Annotated in this window: 23 protein-coding genes; 6 read left to right on the plus strand and 17 right to left on the minus strand. The window is 60.3% G+C overall.

The annotated features are described in order from the left end of the window. Window positions 1–3: 3 nt before the first annotated feature. A complete protein-coding gene (locus J0F90_RS18555; RefSeq protein WP_004941357.1) occupies window positions 4–1,440 on the minus strand; it encodes a sensor histidine kinase in 1,437 nt (478 codons plus the stop codon). An 887-nt stretch (window positions 1,441–2,327) separates the two neighbouring features. Beyond that, on the minus strand, window positions 2,328–6,218 hold the full coding sequence (purL, locus tag J0F90_RS18560; protein ID WP_033641370.1) for a phosphoribosylformylglycinamidine synthase: 3,891 nt from the start codon (window positions 6,216–6,218) through the stop codon (window positions 2,328–2,330). A gap of 278 nt (window positions 6,219–6,496) precedes the next feature. Here purL and mltF point away from each other — a divergent pair, with 278 nt between their 5' ends. Then, window positions 6,497–7,957 (plus strand): membrane-bound lytic murein transglycosylase MltF, encoded by a 1,461-nt coding sequence (gene mltF / locus J0F90_RS18565; RefSeq protein WP_004941352.1) that lies wholly within the window; start codon window positions 6,497–6,499, stop codon window positions 7,955–7,957. Here mltF and tadA read toward each other — a convergent pair whose 3' ends face one another. Then, window positions 7,958–8,464 carry a tRNA adenosine(34) deaminase TadA gene (gene tadA / locus J0F90_RS18570; protein ID WP_015378796.1) on the minus strand — a complete coding sequence of 169 codons (507 nt, stop codon included), beginning with the start codon at window positions 8,462–8,464 and terminating at the stop codon, window positions 7,958–7,960. Between the two features lie 117 nt (window positions 8,465–8,581). On the opposite strand from tadA, the gene J0F90_RS18575 reads away from it, so the two are divergent. Continuing rightward, the gene (locus J0F90_RS18575; RefSeq protein ID WP_033639606.1) at window positions 8,582–9,634 is read left to right on the plus strand and encodes a DUF2157 domain-containing protein; all 1,053 of its coding nucleotides are present in this window, start codon (window positions 8,582–8,584) and stop codon (window positions 9,632–9,634) included. A gap of 45 nt (window positions 9,635–9,679) precedes the next feature. Here the strand turns inward: J0F90_RS18575 and yfhb are convergent, their stop codons facing one another. The 3 genes from yfhb to murQ are packed head-to-tail and all read right to left on the minus strand — an operon-like array spanning window position 9,680 to window position 12,613. After that, window positions 9,680–10,336 (minus strand): phosphatidylglycerophosphatase C, encoded by a 657-nt coding sequence (gene yfhb, locus J0F90_RS18580; RefSeq protein ID WP_033639605.1) that lies wholly within the window; start codon window positions 10,334–10,336, stop codon window positions 9,680–9,682. Between the two features lie 3 nt (window positions 10,337–10,339). Then, window positions 10,340–11,701, minus strand: a complete 1,362-nt coding sequence (locus J0F90_RS18585; RefSeq protein WP_033639604.1) for a PTS transporter subunit EIIC — start codon at window positions 11,699–11,701, stop codon at window positions 10,340–10,342. 18 nt (window positions 11,702–11,719) lie between these two features. Then, on the minus strand, window positions 11,720–12,613 hold the full coding sequence (gene murQ, locus J0F90_RS18590; protein WP_033639603.1) for an N-acetylmuramic acid 6-phosphate etherase: 894 nt from the start codon (window positions 12,611–12,613) through the stop codon (window positions 11,720–11,722). Between the two features lie 167 nt (window positions 12,614–12,780). Between murQ and J0F90_RS18595 the strand changes: the two genes are divergently transcribed. The 3 genes from J0F90_RS18595 (at window position 12,781) to J0F90_RS18605 (ending at window position 15,669) form a co-directional block, all read left to right on the plus strand. Next, the gene (locus J0F90_RS18595) at window positions 12,781–13,629 is read left to right on the plus strand and encodes a MurR/RpiR family transcriptional regulator (RefSeq protein ID WP_033639602.1); all 849 of its coding nucleotides are present in this window, start codon (window positions 12,781–12,783) and stop codon (window positions 13,627–13,629) included. 143 nt (window positions 13,630–13,772) lie between these two features. After that, entirely contained in the window at window positions 13,773–15,317 is a 1,545-nt protein-coding gene (locus J0F90_RS18600; protein ID WP_195757900.1) for a phosphoethanolamine transferase, read from the plus strand. A 91-nt stretch (window positions 15,318–15,408) separates the two neighbouring features. Then, entirely contained in the window at window positions 15,409–15,669 is a 261-nt protein-coding gene (locus tag J0F90_RS18605; RefSeq protein ID WP_033639601.1) for a YfhL family 4Fe-4S dicluster ferredoxin, read from the plus strand. A 44-nt stretch (window positions 15,670–15,713) separates the two neighbouring features. On the opposite strand, the gene acpS is transcribed toward J0F90_RS18605, so the two are convergent. The 7 genes from acpS to lepA form a co-directional block, all read right to left on the minus strand. Next, window positions 15,714–16,094: a holo-ACP synthase gene (gene acpS, locus J0F90_RS18610; RefSeq protein WP_004929169.1), complete on the minus strand. Its 381-nt coding sequence runs from the start codon at window positions 16,092–16,094 to the stop codon at window positions 15,714–15,716. After that, window positions 16,094–16,825 (minus strand): pyridoxine 5'-phosphate synthase, encoded by a 732-nt coding sequence (gene pdxJ, locus J0F90_RS18615; RefSeq protein WP_016929790.1) that lies wholly within the window; start codon window positions 16,823–16,825, stop codon window positions 16,094–16,096. Before pdxJ ends, acpS begins: the two co-directional genes overlap by 1 nt. Window positions 16,826–16,896: 71 nt before the next feature. Continuing rightward, a complete protein-coding gene (gene recO, locus J0F90_RS18620) occupies window positions 16,897–17,628 on the minus strand; it encodes a DNA repair protein RecO (RefSeq protein ID WP_033639600.1) in 732 nt (243 codons plus the stop codon). A 6-nt stretch (window positions 17,629–17,634) separates the two neighbouring features. Next, the gene (gene era, locus J0F90_RS18625) at window positions 17,635–18,543 is read right to left on the minus strand and encodes a GTPase Era (RefSeq protein WP_004929162.1); all 909 of its coding nucleotides are present in this window, start codon (window positions 18,541–18,543) and stop codon (window positions 17,635–17,637) included. Beyond that, the gene (gene rnc, locus J0F90_RS18630) at window positions 18,540–19,220 is read right to left on the minus strand and encodes a ribonuclease III (protein WP_004929158.1); all 681 of its coding nucleotides are present in this window, start codon (window positions 19,218–19,220) and stop codon (window positions 18,540–18,542) included. Before rnc ends, era begins: the two co-directional genes overlap by 4 nt. 234 nt (window positions 19,221–19,454) lie before the next feature. Then, window positions 19,455–20,432: a signal peptidase I gene (lepB, locus tag J0F90_RS18635; RefSeq protein ID WP_016929791.1), complete on the minus strand. Its 978-nt coding sequence runs from the start codon at window positions 20,430–20,432 to the stop codon at window positions 19,455–19,457. Window positions 20,433–20,464: 32 nt separating this feature from the next. Further along, window positions 20,465–22,264: a translation elongation factor 4 gene (lepA, locus tag J0F90_RS18640; RefSeq protein WP_004929150.1), complete on the minus strand. Its 1,800-nt coding sequence runs from the start codon at window positions 22,262–22,264 to the stop codon at window positions 20,465–20,467. Window positions 22,265–22,783: 519 nt separating this feature from the next. On the opposite strand from lepA, the gene J0F90_RS18645 reads away from it, so the two are divergent. Continuing rightward, a complete protein-coding gene (locus tag J0F90_RS18645; protein WP_016929793.1) occupies window positions 22,784–23,620 on the plus strand; it encodes a hypothetical protein in 837 nt (278 codons plus the stop codon). Here J0F90_RS18645 and rseC read toward each other — a convergent pair. The 4 genes from rseC to rpoE are packed head-to-tail and all read right to left on the minus strand — an operon-like array spanning window position 23,617 to window position 26,308. Continuing rightward, window positions 23,617–24,093: a SoxR-reducing system protein RseC gene (gene rseC / locus J0F90_RS18650; RefSeq protein ID WP_004929144.1), complete on the minus strand. Its 477-nt coding sequence runs from the start codon at window positions 24,091–24,093 to the stop codon at window positions 23,617–23,619. The two genes, J0F90_RS18645 and rseC, sit on opposite strands and share 4 nt — an antisense overlap. Next, a complete protein-coding gene (gene rseB / locus J0F90_RS18655) occupies window positions 24,093–25,049 on the minus strand; it encodes a sigma-E factor regulatory protein RseB (RefSeq protein ID WP_016929794.1) in 957 nt (318 codons plus the stop codon). Before rseB ends, rseC begins: the two co-directional genes overlap by 1 nt. Then, a complete protein-coding gene (gene rseA / locus J0F90_RS18660) occupies window positions 25,049–25,702 on the minus strand; it encodes an anti-sigma-E factor RseA (protein WP_033639599.1) in 654 nt (217 codons plus the stop codon). Before rseA ends, rseB begins: the two co-directional genes overlap by 1 nt. Window positions 25,703–25,732: 30 nt before the next feature. Beyond that, window positions 25,733–26,308 (minus strand): RNA polymerase sigma factor RpoE, encoded by a 576-nt coding sequence (rpoE, locus tag J0F90_RS18665; protein WP_004929136.1) that lies wholly within the window; start codon window positions 26,306–26,308, stop codon window positions 25,733–25,735. Window positions 26,309–26,431 lie beyond the last annotated feature (123 nt).

Raw genomic sequence — 26,431 nt, forward strand, 5'->3', positions numbered from 1 at the left:
TATTTATTCATTCTCGGCGGTTAACGGCAGTTCAATGCGGAAGCAGACGTCTGCACCGGCGACCGTCGCCAGTTGCAGCTCACCGCGCATGCGACGGATACAGTCCTGAGCGATGCTCAACCCCAGTCCGCTTCCTTTTACCGCCCCTTTTCGCTGGTGACTACCCTGGAAAAAAGGCTCGAAAATCATGGCTCTTTCAGCCTCGGGGATCGGCGTGCCGGTATTGGCGACGTCGATTTGCACCCGTTGCCCAACCTGACGGCTGCGGATCCAAATGTTACCGGATTCCTTGCCGTAGTGCACCGCATTGGAGTAGAGATTATCCAGCACGCGCATTAATAGCGTAGGCTCTGCCCAGCAGATTTCCGCCTCCAGCGCGATTTCGGTGGAAATCATCTTCGCCCGCGCCGGCAAACTGTGCGCGGCGACCACCAAATCGACCATCTCGCGCAGCTCGACGTTCTCGTGTTCCGCCGGGCCATCGGCCAGTTTGCGGTTGTAATCCAGCAGCTGTTCAATCAGCTGCTGCAGGTGGCGACTGCTGTTGTCGAGGATCGCCACCACCTCTTTCTGATCGGAAGTCAGCGGCCCCGCCACCTCGTCGGCCAGCAGCTCGGTGCCTTCGCGCATGCTGGCCAGCGGCGTTTTCAACTCGTGCGAGATATGGCGCAAGAATTCGTGGCGCTGCGATTCCAGCCACGCCAACCGCTCGCTCAGCCAAATGATGCGCTGCGCCAGCGAACGCAGCTCGCGCGGCCCTTTGAACGATGCGGTGCTGCCCAGCGCACGCCCCTCCCCCAGGCGGTTGATCATCCGTTCCACGGCCTTGACCGGCCCGATGATCATGCGGGTAAACAGCACCACCAGCAGCACGCTGACCAGGAACAGCAGCAGCGCCTGCCAGCCGAAGAACTGGCCGCGCTCGGCGATGGCTTGCTGCAGCTGCTGGCCGCGCGAGAACACCACCGCGCGCGTGGCCTGCACCATTTCGGCGTTGGAACGGGAGAACGATTCGAGCAAGGCCGAAGCCTCTTGGTCCGGCCCGCTGTTATGGCATTTGATCGCCGCCAGCTGGGTCAACAACTGACGCAGCGTTTGGTAGTAGCGCTCGTCCGGCAGAATCGGCGCATGGGCGTCCAGCATCTGCGAATACTGTTTGCGCTGGTTCTGGTACAGCTTCTGCAGCGTAGGATCGACCAGCACGCAGTACTGACGATAGCTGCGCTCCATCTCCAGCGCCACGCTGGTCATCGCCTCGCTGCGCCGCGCGTCCACCAGCGTGGTGCGGTTAATGTCCGCCGCCTGCGCGCTGAGGTGATCCAGGCTCTGGTAGGCTTGATAGGCCAGCACCAACAGCGGCAGCAGCACCAACAGGAAGGCCAGCAGCACCAATTGCCGCAGCGAACGGGGGAATAAACGCCATTTTTTCAACGAAATCATCTCATTCTCTCAGCTCTGTCACGATGCTAACTGACTCGCCGGAAAGAGAAAAGCCCGGCAGGGGAGAATCCTGAACGCACAAGGAAAAAGCGGCAGAATCGGCGAACCGCGCCCATGGACCTGGCCTGCCGACGGCATGCGGCCCCGGTAACATCAACCGGTGCGAAAACGAGCGTGTGGGGATAGCGTCTGCGTTCGAGGACATAGGCAACGAAACGGGCATAAGCGCAGCGTTGAGAATTGACATCGGGGCAAGAAACTTGCCCCAACGCAAGGAAAGTGTGGATGCCCTTAAACCTCGTCCCCAGGCTGATGTAGCGCAGCGGCTGGCATCGAACAGGACGAATAGCATCCGTAAGTATCCAGGATTGATGAACCCTTCATCACAGTTGGATACAGGCGGTGCCTCACTCCACGTGTCGCCCGATGCTTGATAAAGCCGCTTGCGCGGTCTGTTATCGGTTTGGTTGGACGATAGGCACCATTTCTTTGGCATCATTCGGAGGCTTATGAGGCGATTTGCCGTCTAATGACGGCGCCGTCATAAAAAGGTGAATGAGCAGCCGCCGAGAATAATGCACGTAGCGTGCCAATTTTGCAATAAAAATCATAACACAATGATTTTATTTGAAAATAAAATAAAATCAGCAAATTCCCTCGTCCATTACACGGTGATGAATGATGAAAAAAACGCCGCGCTGTCGCCAAATGCAGACAACTAAAGTCAAACCTGCTTACCACCAATAAAATCAAATAGTTAAATGTCTCCATTTAGCGACACGAAAAATAGCGCCTGTCGCAAAATGCAGACACTGCCGCCAGACGGCGAACGCCGGCCATAAAAAAGGGCGCAATTGCTTGCGCCCTCTGTACGGTGGTGGCCGTTTTTAACCCAGTTGCTTACGGGCGTTGCGGAACATGCGCATCCACGGGCTGTCCTCGCCCCACTCTTCCGGGTGCCAGGAGTTGCTGACGGTGCGGAACACGCGTTCCGGGTGCGGCATCATCACCGTGGCGCGCCCGTTGGCGCTGGTCACGGCGGTAATGCCGTTCGGCGAACCGTTCGGGTTAGCCGGGTAAGCCTCCGTGACCTGACCGGCGTTATTGACGAAACGCAGCGCCACCAGGCCATGGCTTTCCAGCGCCGCCAGATGCGCCGCATCGCGCACTTCGACGTGCCCTTCACCGTGGGAAACGGCGATCGGCATGCGCGAACCGGTCATACCTTGCATGAACAACGACGGGCTGGCCGCCACTTCCACCAGGCTGAAGCGCGCCTCGAAGCGATCCGACAGGTTACGCACGAAGCGCGGCCAGTGTTCGGCGCCCGGGATCAGCTCGCGCAGGTTGGACATCATCTGGCAGCCGTTGCATACGCCCAGCGCCAGCGTCTGCGGACGGTGGAAGAACGCCTCGAACTCGTCACGCACCCGCTCGTTGAACAGGATAGACTTCGCCCAGCCTTCGCCGGCGCCCAGTACGTCGCCGTAGGAGAAGCCGCCGCAGGCCACCAGCGTGTGGAAGTCCTGCAGATCGCGGCGCCCTGCCAGCAGATCGCTCATGTGCACGTCCACCGCGTCAAAGCCGGCGCGGTGGAACGCCGCCGCCATTTCAACGTGGGAGTTCACCCCCTGCTCGCGCAGCACCGCCACTTTCGGGCGAGCGCCCTTGGCGATGTACGGCGCGGCGATGTCTTCCTGCGGCGCAAAGGTCAGTTTCACGTTCAGGCCGGGATCTTGTTCATCCTGCTTGGCCTGATGTTCCTGATCGGCGCACGCCGGGTTGTCGCGCAGACGCTGCATCTGCCAGGTGGTTTCCGCCCACCAGGTGCGCAGCGTATTGCGGCTTTCGCTGTACAGCGCCTTGCCATGTTGGTTGATGACGAAACGATCGCCGGCCTGCGCGCTGCCGATGTGATGCACGTTGTCGGTCAGCCCGTGCTGCGCGAACGCCCGCTTCACGTCGTCAAGACGTTCGGCGCTCACCTGGATCACTGCGCCCAACTCTTCGTTGAACAGCACCGCCAGCGCATCGTCACCGAGGCCATCGAGGTTAACCTCTACGCCGCAGTGACCGGCGAAGGCCATTTCCGCCAGCGTCACCAGCAGGCCGCCGTCGGCGCGATCGTGGTAAGCCAGCAGCGCGCGATCGGCCACCAACTGCTGCATGGCGTTGAAGAAGCCCGCCAGCTGCGCGACGTTGCGCACGTCGGCCGGTTTGTCGCCCAGTTGGCGATAAACCTGCGCCAGCGCGGTGGCGCCCAGCGCGTTATGCCCGTTGCCCAGGTCGATCAACAGCAGCGCGCTGTCGCCCTTATCGGTGCGCAATTGCGGCGTCACGGTATGGCGCACGTCTTCCACACGGGCGAAGGCGGTGATGACCAGCGACAGCGGCGAGGTCATTTCACGCTGTTCATTGCCTTCCTGCCAGCGGGTTTTCATCGACATGGAGTCTTTACCCACCGGAATGGTGATGCCCAGCGCCGGGCACAGTTCTTCACCCACCGCTTTTACCGCCTCGTACAGGCCGGCGTCTTCACCCGGGTGGCCGGCGGCGGCCATCCAGTTGGCGGACAGCTTCACGCGCTTCAGGCTGCCGATTTCCGTAGCGGCCAGGTTGGTCAGCGCTTCCCCGACCGCCAGGCGGCCGGAAGCGGCGAAGTCCAGCAGCGCCACTGGCGCGCGTTCGCCGAGCGACATCGCCTCGCCGTAATAACTGTCCAGGCTGGCGGTGGTGACCGCGCAGTCGGCCACCGGGATCTGCCACGGGCCGACCATTTGGTCGCGCGCCACCATGCCGGTGACGGTGCGGTCGCCGATGGTGATCAGGAAGGTTTTCTCCGCGACGGCCGGCAGATGCAGCACGCGCTTCACCGCGTCGGCCAGCGTGATATTCTCACGCTGCACCGCCTGGCCCTGCGCCTGCAGACGGGTCACGTCGCGGGTCATCTTCGGCGTCTTGCCGAGCAGCACGTCCAGCGGCATGTCGATCGGTTGGTTGTCGAAGTGGCGGTCGTTCAGCGTCAGGTGCTGTTCTTCGGTCGCTTCGCCGATCACCGCGTAAGGCGCGCGCTCGCGGCGGCAGATCTCATCGAACTGCGCCATCTGCGCCGGGGCGATCGCCATCACGTAACGTTCCTGCGATTCGTTGCACCACACTTCCAGCGGGCTCATGCCCGGCTCGTCGTTGAGGATATCGCGCAGCTCGAAGCGGCCGCCGCGGCCGCCGTCGCTCACCAGCTCCGGCATGGCGTTGGACAGGCCGCCGGCGCCGACGTCATGGATAAACAGGATCGGGTTCTGGTCGCCCAGCTGCCAGCAGCGGTCGATCACTTCCTGACAGCGGCGTTCCATTTCCGGGTTGTCGCGCTGCACCGACGCGAAATCCAGATCGGCATCGGACTGGCCTGACGCCATCGATGACGCCGCGCCGCCGCCCAGGCCGATATTCATCGCCGGGCCGCCCAGCACTACCAGCTTGGCGCCGACGGTGATTTCCCCTTTCTGGACGTGATCGGCGCGGATGTTGCCGATGCCGCCCGCCAGCATGATCGGTTTGTGGTAGCCGCGCAGCTCGACGCCGTTATGGCTGTTGACGCGCTCTTCATAGGTGCGGAAGTAGCCCAGCAGCGCCGGACGGCCGAATTCGTTGTTGAACGCCGCGCCGCCCAGCGGGCCTTCGGTCATGATATCCAGCGCGGTGACGATGCGTTCCGGTTTGCCGAAGTCCTGCTCCCACGGCTGTTCAAAGCCGGGAATGCGCAGGTTGGATACTGAGAAGCCCACCAGGCCCGCCTTCGGCTTGGCGCCGCGGCCGGTAGCCCCCTCGTCGCGGATCTCGCCGCCGGAGCCGGTCGCGGCGCCCGGCCACGGCGAGATCGCCGTCGGGTGGTTGTGAGTTTCCACCTTCATCAGGATGTGCGCGTCTTCCTGATGGTAATCGTACGTGCCGTTGTCCGGCGCGGCGAAGAAGCGGCCGACCTGCGAACCTTCCATCACGGCGGCGTTATCTTTATACGCCGACAGCACGTAGTCCGGCGTCTGCTCATAGGTGTTCTTGATCATTTTGAACAGCGATTTAGGCTGCTGTTCGCCGTCGATGATCCAGTCGGCGTTGAAAATCTTGTGGCGGCAATGCTCGGAGTTGGCCTGCGCGAACATATAGAGTTCGATATCCGTCGGGTTGCGCCCCAAACCGGTAAAGGCATTCAGCAGGTAGTCGATCTCGTCCTGCGCCAGCGCCAGGCCGAGCCGGACGTTGGCCTGCTCCAGCGCGGTGCGCCCTGCGCCCAGCACGTCGACCGACTGATACGGCGCCGGCTGATGGTGCGCGAACAGCTGTTCGGCCTGTTGCAGCTCGCTGAAGACGGTTTCCATCATGCGATCGTGCAACAGCGCGGCGAGTTGGCGCCACTGGGTTTCCGTCAGCTCGGGCGCCTTGACGTAGAACGCCAGGCCGCGCTCCAACCGCAGCACCTGCTGCAAACCGCAGTTGTGGGCGATGTCGGTGGCTTTGGAAGACCAGGGAGAAATGGTGCCCGGGCGCGGCGTAACCAGCAGCAGCCGGCCTTCGGGAGCGTGTTCGGCGAGAGAAGGACCGTACTTGAGCAGACGCTGAAGCTTGGCGTGTTCTTCGGCACTTAGCGGTGCGCTGACATCGGCAAAGTGGACGTACTCGGCGTAGATATCACTGACGGGCAGGTGAGCGTCCTGGCAGCGGGACAGCAGTTTGGTAATGCGAAAAGCCGATAAAGCGGGCGAACCACGCAGAATTTCCATAATCAAAGTTCTCTCGTCTTCGAAGCGACGGATAAGACGCTTCATTGGGCGCAACAGGGGAAAACGCGCGTCATTATAGAGAATCCTCGCCGCCGACGAAACCGTTTGCGTAGGGATTATTGATAAAAGCATGCCGCACCGTCGAATTGTCATAACGTGTCAATAAAGTTGCACACTGGCGTTTTGTTGCGCAAAATGCCCCCCGCACTGGTGATTTAACCATGAGAAAAGTCGCGGTTGTCGTCGCCGGTGCACCTGTGCCACCACTGGATAACTATTTGAAACGTCTTAAAATAAACTACATTCTCATCGGCGTTGTCACCCTGCTTCTGGCTCTCGCGCTGTGGCCCAATATCACCTGGCGCAGCGGCCAGGGCGGGCAACTCCAGGAGATCATTTCCCGCGGCGAGTTGCGCATCAGCACGCTGAACTCCCCGCTGACCTATTTCAACACCAAGCAAGGGCCAGGTGGGCTCGACTACGAACTGGCCAAGCGCTTCGCCAACTACCTCGGGGTGAAGCTGGTGGTGATCCCCCATCAGAACATCAATGACCTGTTCGACGATCTGGACGACGACGACGCCGACCTGCTGGCGGCGGGCCTGATCTACAACCAGGAACGCCTCAGCCGTGCGCGCACCGGCCCGGCCTACTACTCTGTTTCCCAACAGCTGGTGTACCGGCTGGGGACCCCGCGGCCGAAAAGCTTCGCCGACATCAAAGGCAAGCTGGCGGTCGCCTCCGGTTCCGCGCACGTCAGCACGCTAAAACAGCTCAAGCAGGATAAATACCCGGATCTCGCCTGGGAGTCCTCCAGCGATCTCACCTCCAAAGAGCTGCTGGAGCGGGTTGCCGACGGCAAGCTGGACTACACCCTCGGCGATTCGGTGACCATCGCGCTGCTGCAGCGCATCCATCCGCAGCTGGCGGTGGCGTTCGACGTCACCGACGAAGAGCCGGTCACCTGGTATCTGAAACGCGACGGCGACGACAGTCTGTACGCGGCGATGCTGGATTTCTACAGCCAGATGGTGGACGACGGCACCCTGGCGCGGCTGGAAGAGAAGTACCTCGGCCACGTCGGCAGCTTCGACTATGTGGACACCAAAACCTTCCTGTCGGCCATCGACTCGGTGCTGCCCAACTTCCGCCCGCTGTTCGAGAAGCACGCCAACGAGATCGACTGGAAGCTGCTGGCGGCCATCGCCTATCAGGAATCGCACTGGAATCCGCAGGCCACCTCCCCCACCGGCGTGCGCGGCCTGATGATGCTGACCCGCGCCACCGCCGACGGCCTGGGGGTCAACGACCGCCTCGATCCGGAAGAGAGCATTCAGGGCGGCGCGCTCTACCTGCAGCGGCTGATGGCCAAGGTGCCGGACAGCGTGCCGGAAGACGAGCGCATCTGGTTCTCGCTGGCGGCCTACAACATGGGCTGGGGCCACATGCTGGACGCGCGCAAGCTGACCAAGACGCAAAAAGGCAACCCGGACAGCTGGGTCGACGTCAAACAGCGCCTGCCGATGCTCAGCCAAAAGCGCTACTACCCGCAGTTGACCTACGGCTATGCGCGCGGGCGTGAAGCCTACAACTATGTAGAAAATATCCGCCGCTATCAGGTCAGCCTGGTGGGCTATCTGCAGGAAAAAGAGAGAAAGGCGGCGCAAGCGGCCGCCGAGCAGGAAGCGTTGGGAAAAGGCTATCCGACGGTGATGCCGGAACTGGCGCTCAACTACTGATTATTCCGGCTTATCCGCCGCCCGCTGCGCCAGCCTGAGCGCTTTTTTCTGTTCGCGGCGCAGACGGAAGAAATTGCTCAGGGTGGCGGCGCATTCGTCCGCCAGCACGCCCGAGACGATCTCCACCTGATGATTCATGCCCGGATGGCGCAAAATATCCACCAGCGAACCGGCCGCGCCGGTTTTCTCGTCGGCGGCGCCATACACCAACCGGCGGATACGGCTGTGCACCATCGCGCCGGCGCACATCACGCAGGGCTCCAGCGTGACGTACAGCGTGGCGTTCAACAAGCGGTAGTTTTGCAGCACCGCGCCGCCCTGGCGCAGCGCCATGATCTCGGCGTGCGCGGTAGGATCGTGTCGGCCGATCGGGCGATTCCAGCCCTCGCCGATGACCTGATTGTCCAGCACCAGCAGCGCTCCCACCGGCACCTCGCCCTCTTCCTGCGCGCGCAGGGCCAGCTGCAATGCCTGACGCATCCAGTACTCATCGTTATATTCAGTCATCGCATAATTCCTCGTGCGCTTTTGCGGCGGGCATTATACACACTAGCCTCCCTTTGTCGTAGCCGCCCGCCAATGGCTATACTGGCCGAATCAGCATGTGATTCAGGGACAAGAAACATGAAACTCAGTAAAAAGAACGCCGTCGTGGTGCGCAAGGCGCTGGACGGCTGGGTTGGGGAAGGCGCCATGACGCCCGAACAACGGCAGCAGTTGCTGCTGCATGTGGACGTACAACCTTTCGATTGGCGGCGGCTGGCGCGCTATGCATTTCTCGCCGCGCTGGCCTCGCTGCTGATCGCCGTCACCAGCCTGTTCGCCGACAGCGCACTGCTTGCATGGCTGAGCGAACTGTTCCGCTTCGACGCGCCGGTACGCATGGCGATCGCCGGGGTGTTGGCAGCGCTGGCCTACGTCTGGGCGCTGCGCCGCCGCCAACGGCACCCGGAAAAACGCTACGGCAACGAGGCGGCATTGTTTGTCGCCGTGTTGCTTACCGCCTGCGCCTTATGGCAGTTGGGGGTCTGGCTGGATAACGGCAGCGGCCGGATTTCCGTACTGCTGCTGGTCGCCGCGCTGCTGTACGGCGCGATCGGCTGGTTCAGCCGCTCCGGGCTGGTGTGGTGGTTCGCCCTGCTATCGCTCGGCAATGCCTTCGGCGCCGAGACCGGCTACCTGTCCGGCTGGGGCGCCTACTGGCTCGGCATGAGCTACCCGATCCGCTTTATCGCCTTCGGCGCGGTGCTGATCGCCTCCGCATTGCTGCTGCGGCCGCTATTGGCGCAACGCGGCCTGCAGCGGGTGTCGCTGGCGATGGGCCTGCTGTACCTGTTCATCGCGCTGTGGCTGCTGTCCATCTTCGGCAACTACGGCGATCTCGACAGCTGGTACCGCGCGCGCCAGATTGAGCTGTTCCACTGGAGCCTGCTGTTCGGGCTGGCCGCCCTCGCCGCCATCTGGCTGGGGTTGAAGCATGACGACGCCATGCTGCGCGGTTTCGGACTGACCTTCCTCGGCATCAACCTGTATACCCGCCTGTTCGAGTTTTTCTGGGACAGCATGCCGAAGGCGATTTTCTTCGCGCTGCTCGGCCTGAGCCTGTGGGCGTTGGGGCATTATGCGGAGAAGATTTGGCAGCTCGGGCGCAAACCGCACGACGTAACCGACGACTGATCGCGGCAGCGATAACAGCAAAGGGCGGAATTCTCCGCCCTTTGTTTATTCCAGCTGCTGCAGCTCGCCCTGCTTGCTTACCCGCCAGCGGTGTTCGCAAAAAAACAGCAGCGGATTGTCCTGCTTGCTGTCGCTGTAACCGCTGTAAAGCTTCAGCGGCGCGCCGAGCCGCTGTTCCAGCTGCACCACTTTCTGCGCCCCCAGGCAGCGCAAGGTCAAGACCCAACCGCCGCAGCGTCGCGTGATGCGGCTGCCGATCAACCGCACCCGCGGCAGAAACGCCGAATCCCGATACACCTGCTCCACCAGTTGCTCCGGCGAGCCGGTAATCAGCCACACCTCGGCATCGTGTTCATCCAAATACTGCCTCAGCCGCATTTGCACCACCGGAAACGCGGTCACCTTCTGGCGGAAAGCCTCGATAAACTGCCGCTCCAGCGCCTTCAGCGTCGCTTCGGAGCGCCCGAAAGTGATCGCCCACAGCAGCAGGCTCATCGGCCAACGCGCGGCGCGCCCCAGCAGCAGCAGCGCCAACCCGATCGGCGGCAGCAGCGGTATCACCAGCAACAGGTTCAGCGGTAAGCAGCGCAGCAGAAAGCGCAAGAAACTGCCGAACATATCCTCCTGATGCAGGGTGCCGTCCAGATCAAAGAAGACCACGCGGCGCCCCTCTGCGGCCGGTTGTTGCTGCTTGTCGCTCAAACGCTACTCCTCGGGATCGTTGAACCCCATCATCCAGGTGAAGAGAAAACCGGCGATAATCGTAATCAGCATCCCCGCCAGATACAACATCACCTTACCTGAGACGATGGTCAACGCCAAAGGCAGCCCCGAAATGCCGAAGGTAATCACCGTCGCCACTTTCCAGTAGCTGATTAGCGCGCCGCCTACCGCGCCGCCGAGGCAGGCGCCGATAAACGGCCGGCCCAGCGGCAGCGTCACCCCGAAGATCAGCGGCTCGCCGATGCCGAGAATGCCGACCGGCAACGCCCCTTTGATCACCTGCTTCAGCCGCGCGTTGCGGGTTTTCAACAGCACCGCCAGCGCCGCCCCCACCTGCCCGACGCCGGCCATCGCCAGGATCGGCAGCAGCGGGTTGGAACCGTGCGCCTGCACCAGCTCGACGTGGATCGGCACCAGCCCCTGATGCAGGCCGGAGAGCACCAGCGGCAGGAACAGCCCCGAGAGCAGCGCCCCCACCAGCAGCCCGCCCTTGTCGATCGCCAGATTGGCGCCGTGGGCGATGGCATCGGAAATAACCCCCCCGACCGGCTGCAGGATCAGGATCGCCAATGAGGCGGTGACCAGCGTGGTCAGCAGCGGGTTAAGGATCAGCTCGACCGACTCCGGCAACAGCGTGCGCAGGCGTTTCTCCACCCAGCACATCAACGCCACCACCAGCAGCACGGCGATCACCCCGCCGCGCCCCGGCTGCAGCGCCTCCCCGAACAACGTGATCTGCGCCAGCGCCGGGCTGGAGAGAATGCCGGCCATCACGCCGCCCATCGCCTGCGAGCCGCCGAATACCCGCGCGGCGTTGACCCCGACCAGAATGTTCATGATGGCGAACACCGCGCTGCCGAAGATCGCCAGCAGCCCCAGCGCGTTCGGGTAGTCCACGGCCAGCTGACCGGCGATGTCGGGCCGTTTCAGCAGGTTGATGATGCCGGTGATCAGGCCCGAGGCGATAAACGCCGGGATCAGCGGAATAAAAACGTCGGCCAGCTTTTTCAGCGCGCCGCTCATCGGCGCAGCATATTTTTGCTTGGCCTGCGCCTTGGTGCGGGCGGCGTCACCGACGGCGGGCTGCGCGCTGCCGCTCAACAGCCCGCGCATGGCGTCCACCACCTTGGCGGCGGCGCCCGGGCCGACGATAAACTGATGCTGCTCACCCTGTTTGATATAGCCTTTCACGCCGGGCAGCTGCTTGAGGGCGGCCAGGTCCAGACGCTGCTCGTCGCTGACCTCAACGCGCACCCGCGTCATGCAGTTCTCCAGTTTGAGGATATTGCCCTCGCCCCCCACGCCCGCCAGGATCTGTGTCGCCAATGCCGTTGTCTTGTCCATCGCCGCCCCCACCGTGAATTAACGCGCCAGCGCCGCGCGCAGGTAGCCATCGTGCCGCTGCAGCCGCTGCTGCGCCTCTTCGGCGCTGACGCCGGCCAAAAGCATCAGGATCGCCGGTTTAACCTCAAAGCCGGTCTGCGCCAGCGCCGCTTCCGCCTGAGCGCGTTCGGCGCCGGTGGCCTCAACCACGATGCGGCAGGCGCGATCCACCAGTTTGACGTTGGTGGCCTTCACGTCCACCATCAGGTTCTGGTAAACCTTGCCCAGTTTGACCATCGCGCCGGTCGACAGCATGTTGAGCACCAGTTTCTGCGCAGTGCCGGATTTCAGGCGCGTCGAACCGGTCAGCGCCTCCGGCCCTACCACCGGCGAAATCGCCACCTGCGCTTCGTGCGCAATCGGCGAATCCGGGTTGCAGGAGATGGCCGCCGTCGGGCAGCCCAGTCCGCGCGCATAGCGCAGTGCGCCGATCACGTAGGGCGTGCGCCCCGAGGCCGCCAGCCCCACCACCATATCGATGGCGCTGAGGTTCAGCGCCCGGAGATCGGCTTCGCCCAGGGTCTCGTCATCTTCCGCCCCCTCCACCGCTTTGAGCAGCGCGCCCGGCCCGCCGGCGATCAGCCCCACCACCACGCCGTGCGGCACGCCGAAGGTCGGCGGGCACTCGGAGGCATCCAATACCCCCAGGCGGCCGCTGGTGCCGGCGCCCAAATAAATCAACCGGCCGCCGGCCTTCAACGCCGCCGCGGCCAAATCGACCGCCTGCGCAATCGCCGGCAGCACCTGTTCAATCGCCTCCGGCACCTTGCGATCTTCCTGGTTAAAGCAACGGACCATGTCCAGCGTCGACATTTCATCCAGCCCCATGGTGGCCGGGTTGCGGGTTTCCGATACCAGTGCGCCTAAGTTCATCTGTTCACCTTTGAATTTTTAATTCACAAAACTTAATCAATATTTGAATATTTTATTCAACAAAGCGAGCGCTATTTGCTATTTTAACGGTGAGCTCACAAAAATTTTCACCGCGCGTTTTCGCCCTCTGCATGGCAAAATGGCCGCTGGTTTCCAGGGAAAGAACAATGAGTACCCTTCTGCGCATTCGCCAGATGTATCCGACACTGGCGCAAAACGACCGCAAGCTGGCGGACTTTCTGCTGAATAACGCCGAGCAGGCGCGCCATCTCAGCTCGCAAAAGCTGGCCCAGTTGGCCGGCATCAGCCAGTCGAGCGTGGTGAAGTTCGCCCAAAAACTGGGCTATAAAGGTTTCCCGGCGCTGAAGCTGGCGCTGAGCGAGACGCTGGCTCAGCCACAGGTTGAACCGGTAGTGACCGTTCACAACCACATCCTCAGCAGCGACACGCTGAAAACCGTCGGTGAAAAGCTGCTGGCGGAAAAGCAGGCGGCGCTGCGCGCGACGCTGGACATCAACAGCGAAGAACGGCTGCATCAGGCGCTGGACATGCTGCGCCAGGCGCGCCGGGTGATGCTGATCGGCATCGGCGCCTCCGGGCTGGTGGCCAAGGATTTTTCCTTCAAGCTGCTGAAAATCGGCGTGATGGCGGTGGCCGAAGCGGACATGCACGTCCAGTTGGCGGCGGTGCAGGCGCTGGACAAGCGCGATCTGCTGCTGGCTATCTCCTTCAGCGGCGAACGGCGTGAAATCAATCTGGCGGCGGAAGAGGCGCGCCAGGCCGGCGCCAGGGTGCTGGCGCTGACCAGCTTCTCGCCCAATGGTCTGCAGCAGCGCGCGGACCACTGCCTCTATACCATCGCCGAAGAGCCCCATACCCGCAGCGCGGCCATCTCCTCCAGCACGGCCCAGTTCGCCCTCACCGACCTGTTGTTTATGGCCCTGATCCAGCACGATCTCGATCATGCCCGCGATCGCATCAAGCACAGCGAACAGTTAATGAAAAAGTTGGTTTGACGCGTATAATGGCGGCCGATAAAACGCCGCCAGTTCAATTATTTCCCTTCTCTGCATTCGAAAAATAATGTGCGGGCGGTGACCTGCTCAATTATCGATCAATAATTGGGCGTGCATGGACAGCATTATTTAACGATACCATTATGAATACACACACTGTTATTTTAGATAAGTTGCGGCATTCCGTGACGCATCCGATTCTGCGTACCTTTTTGCTCTATGTCATTACTGCATTGATTCTAATCAAGGCGATGGGATACAGCGGTGGAAAAGGTATTGATATTCTTTTTATTGCGCTTACTTTGCTATTATTATCTATTCATTCGCTTACCCGATACGGCCTGATTATTCCGTTTATTCTGCTGTGCGCGCTGTATGCGCCGGTCGGGGCCATTTACGGTACCCCTTCCGCTGCCGTGATGTCCGCCCTGTTGCAAACCAACCTCATAGAAGCGAGGGAGTTTTTGCAGACCCTGCCGGCCAGTTGTTATCTGCTGCCCGCCGCCATTCTGGTTATGCTGGCCATTCTCGGCCTATTTATTTGGCGGCAAGCCATTTCAAAAAAAACTATACTTCCCTTGCTAGCCCTGCTGATGGTTATCATTATCGCCAGAGCCTTCAATGGCGGTGTGGCGAATCTTAAATTGCCTGACTTCTTTTTATCCCTCTACTCGGCTTACCATCAATACCAACAGCAGGTTGATGAATTAAGTGCCGGTGCTACAACACCGGATACTTGGTCAATAACCGCAGGCGCACCGACAAATGGAAACTATGTCATTATCGTCGGCGAAAGTATGCGCAAAGATCATATGTCATTATTTGGTTATCCGGTGTCCACTACGCCGTTTCTGGATAATGCCAATGGACGATTTTACAGCAATTATATTTCCACTGCGCCAAATACGTTCGAATCGCTTCCTCGCACGCTGGCTTTGAGCAACGGCCACAACATTGCCATCGGAGATAATATCATCACCCTGGCAAAAGCCGCCGGTCTCAAAACCCACTGGCTGTCCAATCAGGGCATGTTCGGACAATTCGATACGCCGGTATCAAAAATCGCCATGTTCAGCGATAGCCATTATTTCCTGAAGAAAGGCGACTTCCAATCGCGCAATACCGATGACGATGCGCTGCTGCCGATATTTGACCCATTATTGCGTCGCCAAGGACAAGGCAATCTGTATGTGCTGCATCTGATGGGCTCGCACGCCGACTTTTGCGAGCGGCTTAACGGCGAACCGCCGAGCGTCGAGTCGCCGAATAAGGAGCTGGCCTGCTATCTCTCTACCTACCGCAAGACCGACCGTTTTATCGAGCAGGTTTATCACAGCCTGAAACAGAGCGGCGCAACGTTTAAACTGTTCTATTTCTCCGATCACGGCCTTTCCCACAAGGATATCGGCGGTGGGCGTTCTTTACGCCACAGCGGCGATACCCGGCAGAATTACCAGGTGCCGTTGCTGGTGCTGAGCGATCGCGACCAACAGCACCAGATCATTGATGATCCCTTAAGCGCGTTCGATTTTATCGGGTTGTTTGCCCAAGAGGCGGGAATACGGATTGCCCATCCCGAAGTGATGCCTACGATACGCATCGCAGATGCAGATAAACGCTGGGTGTTTGACGGGCAGAGAATGGTTGATTTCGATCAGTTGGCTGACGATCCGCCTGAGTTACCCTAAGCGGTAAGATGACGAAAAAGTGCCCGTTGCGCGGCGATTCTATGATAGATTGCGCGCCAGCCCGAGCACACCGATGGAAAGATAACTGACAATGGCACTGCTGATTACCAAGAAATGCATCAACTGCGACATGTGCGAGCCGGAATGCCCGAACCAGGCAATTTCGATGGGTGATGACATTTACCAAATCGATACCGATCGCTGCACCGAGTGCGTTGGTCATTACGATACGCCGACCTGTCAGCAGGTTTGCCCTATCGACAACACTATCATCACCGATCCGCAGCATCGCGAGACTAATGAGCAGCTGTGGGACAAGTTCGTGGTGTTGCACCACGCCGATCGCATTTAATCGCCGCAGGACTGACAAGGGCGCCACAGGCGCCCTTTCTCTTTTCAGCTTTCGACGATCACCGTCGCGCAGGCATAACGCCGTTCATCGGCCAGCGAAACGTGGATCGCGGTGACCCCCATCTCCCCCGCCAGTTCGGCGGCGCGACCGTGCAAACGAATATTCGGCTTGCCCAGCGCATCGTTGAACACTTCGAACTGATTGAACGCCAGGCCGTTGCGAATGCCGGTGCCGAACGCCTTGGCGGCGGCCTCTTTCACCGCGAAACGTTTGGCCAGAAAGCGGATCGGCTGCTGGTGCTGCTGATACAGCGCCCACTCGGCGTCGCTCAGCACCCGGCGCGCCAGACGATCGCCGCTGCGCTCCACCACCGCTTCGATACGCGCCATCTCGACGATGTCGGTACCCAGCCCGAGCACCGCCATTACCGGCGCGCTTCCCGCATCAACACTTTCATGTCGGCAACCGCGGCCGGCAGCCCGCTCATCACCGCCTGGCCGATAATCGCATGGCCGATGTTGAGCTCGTGCATTTCCGGCAGCGCGGCGATCGGCTGCACGTTATGGTAGGTCAGGCCGTGGCCGGCGTTGACCTTCAGCCCCTTCTCGGCCGCGTAGGCGGCGGCTACCGCGATGCGGCGCAGCTCGGCCTGTACCGCCAGCTCGCCCTGTGCTTCCGCGTAGGCGCCGGTGTGGATTTCGATGTAAGGGGCGCCCACCGCCACCGCCGCGTCGATCTGGCGATGATCGGGATCGATGAACAGCGAAACCAGAATGCCAGCCTGCGCCAGGCGCTCGACCGCCACGCTCATTTTGTCCAGCTGGCCGGCGACGTCCAGGCCGCCTTCGGTGGTCACTTCCTCGCGTTTTTCCGGCACCAGACAGCAGAAATGCGGCTGCAGCTCAATGGCGATGTCCAGCATCTCGTCGGTCACCGCCATCTCCAGGTTCATGCGCGTCTGGATGGTCTGGCGCAACAAGCGCACGTCGCGGTCGGTGATATGGCGGCGATCTTCGCGCAGATGCACGGTAATGCCGTCGGCCCCCGCCTGTTCGGCAATGAATGCCGCCTGAACCGGATCCGGGTATTGGGTTCCGCGCGCGTTACGTAACGTGGCGATGTGATCGATATTGACGCCCAGCAGCAAATCAGCCATGACAACCTCTAAATACGATTTTCAGTGCCAGCAGTTTACACGCGGGCGCAGGGCGGCAAAAGGGGAAAAGGTCAGGCGTCGTCGACCGGCGTATTCGGCTGTTTGCGCACGAATTGGCGGAACAGTTCGCGGCTCTTCAACGGCTTGCCGCCGAGGTAGGGCTTCAGCGCCATGCGGGTGAAGCGCTTGGCGGCGCGCAGCGTCTCGGCATCGGGAAAATGCCGCTCCGCCAGCGCGCGCAGTTCGCGCCCGGTGAAGCTGTAATGATCCACCACCAGGCTGGCGATAAAGCCTTTCTCTTCGCGGTAGCGGTAGGTCATGGCGTCATCCACCGGCAGGCCGCTGCCGGCACAGTGCAGAAAATCGAGGCCGTAGCCGAGATGATGCAACAAAGCCAGCTCGAACTGGCGCAGCGCCTGTTCCGGCGAACTGTCTTCCGCCGCCAGCGCCTGCAGGCATTGCAAGTAGTCGAAGAACAGCACCGAGTAGTTGGTTTCCTGCTCCAGCACGCGCGCCAGCAGTTCGTTCACGTACAGGCCGCTGTAAAGCATCATGCCGCTGAGGGGTAAACCGAGAGAGACCGCTTCGGCGTTGCGCAGCGTTTTCACTTCGCCACGCCCGCCCCAGCGCACTAACAGGGGGGTAAAGGGCTGCAGGCAACCCTTCAGATTGGAGCGGCGGCTGCGCGCGCCTTTCGCCAGCAAACGCACCCGCCCATGACCTTCGGTAAACAGATCCAGCATCAGACTGGTTTCACTGTACGGCCGCCCATGCAGGACGAAAGCGCGCTCCCAGCCGTCCACGGATCGTTACTTCAGATCGTCAACATAGCCCAGGCTGCGCAGCGCACGTTCGTCGTCCGCCCAACCGGATTTCACTTTCACCCACAGCTCGAGATGCACTTTGGCGTCGAACATCTGTTCCATGTCCTGGCGCGCTTCGATGCCGATGGTTTTGATCTTGGCGCCCTTGTTGCCGATGACCATTTTCTTCTGGCCTTCGCGCTCAACCAGGATCAGGCCGTGCACATCGTAGCCGCCGCGATCGTTGGCCACGAACTGTTCGATTTCTACCGTCACTGAGTACGGCAGCTCTTCACCCAGGAAACGCATCAACTTCTCGCGGATGATCTCAGACGCCATAAAGCGCTGGGAACGATCGGTGATGTAATCTTCCGGGAAGTGGTGTTCCGCTTCCGGCAGCAGCTTGCGCACGATGCCGGCGATGGTGTCGACGTTCATCCCTTTCTCGGCGGAGATAGGCACCACGTCGAGGAAATTCATCTGCTGGCTGAGGAACGCGATGTGCGGCAACAGCTTGGATTTGTCGGTAACGTTATCGACCTTGTTGATCGCCAGCAATACCGGGCAACGCAGGCTGCGCAGCTTGTTGACCACCATTTCGTCGTCGGCGGTCCAGTTGGTGCCTTCGACCACGAAGATCACCAGCTCAACGTCGCCGATTGAGCTGCTGGCCGCGCGGTTCATCAAACGGTTGATGGCGCGTTTTTCTTCGATGTGCAGCCCTGGGGTATCGACGTAGATCGCCTGATAGGCGCCATCGGTGTCGATGCCCATGATGCGGTGACGGGTCGTCTGCGGCTTACGCGACGTAATGGAAACCTTCTGCCCCAGCAGTTGGTTCAGCAACGTCGATTTGCCCACGTTCGGGCGGCCGACGATGGCGATAAACCCGCAGTGTTGTTTTACTTCGCTCATTCAAGCTCCAGCTTTTTCAGCGCTTGTTCCGCTGCCGCCTGCTCGGCTTTACGGCGGCTCGAGCCGGTGCCCACCACGGGCTCGCTCAAACCACTCACCTGGCAGTGGATGGTAAACTCCTGGTCGTGCGCTTCTCCGCGAACCTGCACCACCAAATAAGAAGGCAACGGCAGATGACGCCCCTGCAAAAATTCCTGCAAACGGGTTTTCGGGTCTTTCTGCTTATCGCCGGGGCTGATTTCGTCCAACCGGCTGCGATACCAGTCCAAAATCAGGCGCTCGACGGTCTGGATGTCGCTGTCCAGGAACACGCCGCCGATCAATGCCTCCACCGTATCCGCCAGGATTGACTCGCGGCGGAACCCACCACTTTTCAATTCGCCCGGCCCAAGCCGCAGACATTCGCCCAGGTCAAACTCGCGCGCCATCTCCGCCAGCGTATTGCCGCGCACCAGCGTGGCGCGCATGCGGCTCATGTCGCCCTCGTCTACGCGAGGAAAACGGTGATAGAGCGCATTGGCGATGACAAAGCTCAGAATCGAGTCACCCAGAAACTCAAGACGTTCATTGTGTTTACTGCTGGCGCTGCGGTGAGTCAAAGCCTGCAGTAAAAGCTCCTGCTGTTGAAAAGTGTAGCCCAGCTTCCGCTGCAGCCTGTTTATTACGATGGGGTTCATGAGTTACCAATAGATCAAGAATGCGTCAAAAACTTGCAGCACACGGAACAGGCCTGCTTCGCCGAAAGCCGATCCAAAGCTGTTTCGTTTGCAGTGGCTCCCAGCAGGAGCCAACTTTTATCGCTCGAGAAAGTATTCTACAACGAGTGGAAACATAATGCTGTGTTTATATCCCCTTAATCTTTCACGCCGCAGTAGGCTGCGGCGTGAAATTGACAGGGAATAAATCAGCGATTAATGAATGCCGCCGATCCGGCTGAAACGCACGCCGGTAGGCCACTCGCCTTCCTGTTTTTCAAAGCTCATCCAGATGGCCGTGGCTTTGCCCACCAGATTCTTCTCCGGCACAAAGCCCCAGTAACGGCTGTCCGCGCTGTTGTCACGGTTGTCGCCCATCATGAAGTAATGCCCGGCCGGCACCACCCACTCCGCCAACGGTTTGCCCGGCTGTTGATAGTAAGCGCCCACCCGATCCTGCGCGTCCGGCACGGTCAGGATGCGATGTGTAACGTTGCCGAGGCTTTCCTGGCGCTCACGCATGCGAATGCCGCCCGACGGCACGTTATCGTTCAGCGGGATCTGGTAGAAGCCGTTGCTGGCCTCGCCCATGCCGCTGCGGCTGAACAGCTGCACGAAGTCGCTCGGCTGCGCATCGGCGTAGGTCACGGCCAGCGCGGTATCGCAGGACTGCCCGCTGTTGCAGGACGGCTGCACCGTAACGCGCTTATTCACCGGATCGTAAGTAATACGGTCGCCCGGCAGGCCAATCACGCGCTTGATATAATCCAGCTTCGGATCCAGCGGATATTTAAATACCGCAATATCGCCACGCTTCGGATGGCCGGTTTCAATGAGCGTCGTCTGGGTAATCGGATCTTTAATGCCGTAGGCATATTTCTCCACCAGAATGAAATCGCCAATCAACAGCGTCGGCATCATTGATCCGGACGGGATCTGGAACGGTTCGTAAATAAACGAACGCACCACAAAGACCAGCAGCAGCACCGGGAACACCGATGCGCCAGTCTCTACCCAACCAGGCTGCTTCGCCACTTTCGCCAGCGTTTTATCGTCGACGGCGCCCGCGGTCTGTTCGTTGACCGCCGCGATCTTCGCGCGGCGGGCCGGCGCCCATTTAAAGCGCTCGAAGCACCAGATGATCCCGGTGACCAGAGTGGCCAACGCCAGGACCAGGGCAAACATATTCGCCATGCAAACTCCCTCGTTTCGCGAACTCGTCGCGGTTACTTGCCGTCTTTACCGACGTGCAGAATGGCCAGGAACGCTTCCTGCGGCAGCTCGACGTTGCCGACCTGCTTCATGCGTTTCTTACCGTCTTTCTGTTTCTGCAGCAGCTTTTTCTTACGGCTGACGTCACCGCCGTAGCATTTCGCCAGCACGTTTTTACGCAGCTGCTTCACGGTGGAGCGCGCGATGATATGCGTGCCGATCGCCGCCTGAATCGCGATGTCGAACTGCTGACGCGGGATCAGATCTTTCATCTTCTCCACCAGTTCACGGCCGCGATACTGCGAGTTGTCGCGGTGGGTGATCAGCGCCAGCGCATCCACGCGCTCGTTGTTGATCAGCACGTCCACGCGCACCATGTCGGAGGCCTGGAAGCGCTTGAAGTTGTAATCCAGCGACGCATAACCGCGCGACGTGGACTTCAGGCGGTCGAAGAAGTCGAGCACCACTTCCGCCATCGGGATTTCATAAGTCAACGCCACCTGGTTGCCGTGGTAAACCATGTTGGTCTGCACGCCGCGCTTCTCAACGCACAGGGTGATGACGTTGCCCAGGTATTCCTGCGGCATCAGCATGTGACATTCGGCGATCGGCTCGCGCAGTTCCTGAATGTTGTTCAGCGGCGGCAGCTTGGACGGGCTGTCGACGTAGATCACTTCTTTGCCGGTGGTTTCCACTTCGTAGACTACCGTCGGCGCGGTGGTGATCAGATCCAGATCGTATTCACGCTCCAGACGCTCCTGAATGATCTCCATGTGCAGCAGACCGAGGAAGCCGCAGCGGAAGCCGAAGCCCAACGCGGTGGAGCTTTCCGGCTCGTAGAACAGGGAAGCGTCGTTAAGGCTCAACTTGCCCAGCGCATCACGGAAAGATTCATAGTCGTCGGAGCTGATTGGGAACAGACCGGCGTACACCTGCGGCTTCACTTTCTTGAAGCCCGGCAGCGCTTTATCCGCCGGCTGACGCGCCTGCGTCAGGGTATCGCCCACCGGCGCGCCGAGGATGTCTTTGATCGCGCAGACCAGCCAACCCACTTCGCCGCAGTTCAGCACGTCGCGATCGACCTGCTTCGGCGTGAAGATGCCCAAACGATCGGCGTTATACACCTGACCGGTACTCATGACCTTGATCTTGTCGCCCTTGCGCAGGGTGCCGTTCTTAACGCGCACCAGAGACACGACGCCCAGGTAGTTATCGAACCAGGAGTCGATGATCAACGCCTGCAGCGGCGCATCCGGATCGCCCTGCGGCGGCGGGATGTCGCGCACCAGGCGCTCCAGCACGTCGGGCACGCCGACGCCGGTTTTGGCCGAGCAGCGCACGGCATCGGTGGCGTCGATGCCGACGATGTCTTCGATTTCCTGCGCGGCGCGATCCGGATCGGCGGCCGGCAGGTCGATTTTGTTCAACACCGGCACCACTTCCAGATCCATTTCGATCGCGGTGTAGCAGTTGGCCAGCGTCTGGGCTTCTACGCCCTGGCCGGCGTCCACCACCAGCAGCGCGCCTTCGCAGGCCGCCAGCGAGCGGGAAACTTCATAGGAGAAGTCAACGTGGCCGGGAGTGTCGATAAAGTTAAGCTGATAGGTCTGCCCATCCTGCGCTTTATAATCCAGCGTCACGCTCTGCGCCTTGATGGTGATGCCGCGCTCACGCTCCAGATCCATGGAATCGAGCACCTGCGCAGCCATTTCACGGTCGGTCAAGCCACCGCAGATTTGGATAATGCGGTCAGACAGCGTCGACTTACCGTGGTCAATATGGGCAATAATGGAGAAATTTCGTATATGCTTCATTATAAAAGTTTTTCTGCCTTGGTATTTCTGAATTACTCGCCTATAGAAACCCGCATGGACCTAAAGCGACAGTGAATGGGTGAGGCCGTCTTGCACCTGAATCGCTGCATTCTACATGCCACACCACTGAAAACCTAGCGATCGGTGCAGTGAAGGCATTCTATTATGCGCCGCTAAATGTTACAGGGCGCCCCGGCGGGTGAAAACAGATGTTAACGCGGACGATGCGGCCTGAACCCAAGGCTTGCCGGTGCTTCGTGGCCGTCAAACTCCGGCACTAATACATAACCGGCCACAGCGCAATAAACCCTCTCCGAAATTATAAAAAAAGAATATTTGGATCAACCTCTTAGAATTCCATTTTGCCCCACTTCCTTTAGGAAAAACCCCATATACGCCACCACCGTCCCTCGGATAGAAAGGGCATGAGCTCCGCGACAAAACATTATTCAGGGCACTACATCGGCAGCCCACCGGGGTTCACCAGCATATCTGCGTACGTTGATTGGAAGGTGCATTATGATCGATAAAGGGCAAATGCTGAGCCGGCACGATTTTTCAAAGGTCAACTGGGGCATACTGGCGGCGGCGGCGCTGCTGTTTAGTGTGGGGGCGGCGCTGTTGGTGCTGCCGCTGCTGAGCAGCATTGACGAGAGCCAGGTCATCACGCTGTTGCAGGCCGGCGCGGGCACGATTTTACTCGGCTGTACGCTGCTGGCGCTGCGGCATTATCTGCGTCCGGCGCTGACTTATCGTCTGTACGAGCACGGCGTGCGGGTCTTTGACAGCCACCATCACAAAGAGCGTTTCATCCCGTTTGAGAAGATCAGCGACATCTATCGCTTTCGCGGCGGCCAGGCTTTCGGCGGGCTGTTTGACGTTACGGCGTTCCGCGCCGGTGCGGATCAGCCCTGGTGCACGGTTTTCAGCAACGTCGCCCACTCGTGGCGATTGGCCGACGTAATCGTCGACCAACAGCTGCAGCAGCGCGGGCCGCTGGCGCTGAATGCGCTCTATCAGGGGGGGACGGTGTCGTTTCACACCATAGAGGGCGACGCGCGCTGGCTGTGGCAGTTGCTGCTCGGCAAGCGGCAAGGCACGCCGGCCGAAACGCTGCGGCTGAGCGCCACCCTGCTGACGACGGAACGGGGAAACGTGCCTATCGAACAGATCCGCACGTTGGAAAATCATCCGCAGCGCGGCATCCGCTTATTCGATGGCCAGGGAAATGTGCTGTTCGCGATTAACTACGATTCGCTGCTCAGCGCCGATCTGTTCATCGCGCTGTTGGAGCATATGATCCACAACCGCATCCCCGCCTATCACAACCCGGCGATGACGCGGCCATCGGTTTAAATCAGCGGGGAGTTTTCCGCCTGCATGCGCATCGCGGTAGGCGGCAACCCAATCTGCAGCACCACCGGCTGGTAATCGGCCTGCTCACCCAGACGTCGAGCCAAGCGGCGAGCCAGCATAAAGGCCGCACCACCGCCCAATACGGCGCCGACTGCCGCCGAGGCGTCGCTGCCGAAACAATATTGCAGCAACGTGCCGCCCAACATCATGCCCAGCAGCGGCGTCAGGTAAACCAGCATGGCGGAGCGCAGCAGGCTGCCTTCCGCGATGCCGACCTCGACGCGCTGCCCCGGTTCGAGCGGCTGATCGATATGCACCTGCAGCTGATGCTCGGTTTCCGGCACCAGCTCGTTCAGCGCACGCGCGCCACAGCCGGATCGCGCGGTGCAGCTGCCGCAGCCGGCCTTGGGTTCACAGCGCAGCAGCGCTACGCCCTGTTGCCACGAAACCACCGTGGCCCACTCTTTCATCATTACGGCGATACCTTGAAAGAAATGCTGTCGGCGATGCGCTTGGCCGTCGCCGGCGGCAATTCGCCCACAATCGTGATTTCGTTGCCCGCGCGCACTTCGGTCTGAATGGTGCGGCGCCCCTGACGGTAGTACTGCTGCCCGGCGCCGCTGCCCGCCGGGCTGACGTTGACCGAGAAGCTGAACAGACCGTCGCTGTAGAGCCGGGACTCCACCGGCACGGCGACGTTCGGCAATTTGCGGCGATTGCGCGCCACCTCGTCCACGCCAGCCGGCAGCCAGCCGGTGCTCCAGCTGAGCTGGACGTTTTCCACCGCCGGCAGCGACAGCAGCGGCGGCAAATTGGCTTTGAGCAGCCCCTGCATCGCGCCCTGCACGTCGGCGCCGACCGCGAAGGAGATCACCCGATATTGCTCCAGCGTTTCGCCGTCGCGATCGAGCAGATCCACCCGCAGCGGCAGCTTGGTGTCTTCGTCCATCCAAACGATGTAGCTGTAGCGGGAACCGTCGCGCGCCACCACGCGCAGCACTTCACACGGCCGATCGGCGATGCGGGTGCTGCCCACGGAGATGAAGTCGTAATACTTCGCCAGACGAGTAAAATCAGCATAGACGATCGCCGGCAGCGCATCGACGATGTGATCGCCGGTGAGCGTGAACGGTTCCAGACCGGGTTCGAAGTAGCTGATCCCGCCGCCGCGCTGCAACACTTCGCGGCGCGGGCCGTCCATATGCAGCAGCTGGCCGAGCGGCACGTTGCCGATCACCGCATGGCGATAGCGCAACGACTCGATTCCCTGCTTGCTGACGCTGATGTAGGCGAGCTCGTAATTGAGAGAACGGCTGGCGCTGCTCATCTGTTGCAATAACGCCCCGGACGCAGTTGGCTGCGCCGGGGCGATGCTGGAATAGAGCAGGCTGCCCGTCAATAAACAAACGGAGAACCAGATTTGCTTCATTACTGCTGTTGCATTCCTAAAGACTGAGTTCCGGGAACCTGAATGGCAGCCTGTTGCGGGTTGCCTTGCTCAAGCTGCAGCTGATCCGAATGCAGGCGACGTTGCAGTTCATAGTCCTGCAGCATGGCGTTGATACGCTTGCGCTGTTCCTGCACCTGCTGCTGTTGGCCGCTGCCGGTGGAGAAACTGTCGGCAGGTACGCCCAGGCTGACCGGCGAGGCCTGGCCCATGATCGGCAGCGTGGTGAAGGCCGGCGATTCGGACGCGTTCGATGGCGCAGAAGGCTGGTTGTACTGCTGCACGCCGACGATCACCGCCAGCGACACGCAGGCCGCCATGCCGATTTGCGTAATCTGGCTCGCCCAAGGACGCACTTTGTCCCAGAACGGCATTTTCTGCCAGGTGTGAGGCTGCGGCTGAGATTCCTGAACGGCGGAAGGCGCCAGCCGGGCGGGTTCTTTCTCAAGTGCAGCGGCGACGCGATCGGCGATGTCGAGATGCATCACTTGCCCGACATCACCTCGCAGTGTGTCACGTATCAGGTGATAGCTCTGCCAGCTTTGTTGAAGCGTTCGATCTTGCGACAGAGAACTCAACAGCTCGCTGTCGAACGATTCACCATCCATCAGAGCGGAAAGCTTTTCTTTCTGCATGCCTAAGTACCCTTCCTGTGCCCGCCATTGCTAACGCTGGATCAGCGGTTGAACTTTATTATCGATAGCTTCCCGGGCGCGGAAAATACGCGAACGTACGGTTCCGACCGGGCAATCCATGATGGCAGCTATCTCTTCGTAGCTTAGACCATCCAACTCCCGCAGGGTAATCGCCATGCGAAGATCCTCAGGGAGCGACTCAATGGTACGGAAAACTATCTGTCTCAGCTCTTCTGACAACATTAAGTTCTCAGGGTTCGAAATTTCTTTCAGTGCGCCCGCACTTTCGTAATTTTCCGCATCGTTGGCGTCCACATCACTGGATGGCGGACGGCGCCCCTGAGCAACCAGATAATTCTTTGCCGTGTTCACGGCGATTCGATACAACCAGGTATAAAAAGCGCTGTCGCCACGGAACGATTCCAGTGCGCGATAGGCCTTGATAAACGACTCCTGCACCACATCGGGCACATCGCCCTGCGGCACATAGCGGGAAACGAGACTCGCCACCTTATGCTGATAGCGCACTACCAGTAGGTTAAACGACTTCTGGTCGCCCTTTTGGACCCGCTCGACCAGAACTTGATCCGTTAACTGCTCGCTCATCCGAGGTAAACTCTCCCCAAATCCGTCTCCACGCGTAAAATTGTACTGCCAGCCATACATTATTTTCCTGAGCAAGCACTCGCTTGGAGTTCATATAGAACACGAAGTTCCATATCGCCATTG

The organism is Serratia marcescens subsp. marcescens ATCC 13880, from assembly GCF_017299535.1.
GTDB classification, from domain to species: domain Bacteria; phylum Pseudomonadota; class Gammaproteobacteria; order Enterobacterales; family Enterobacteriaceae; genus Serratia; species Serratia marcescens.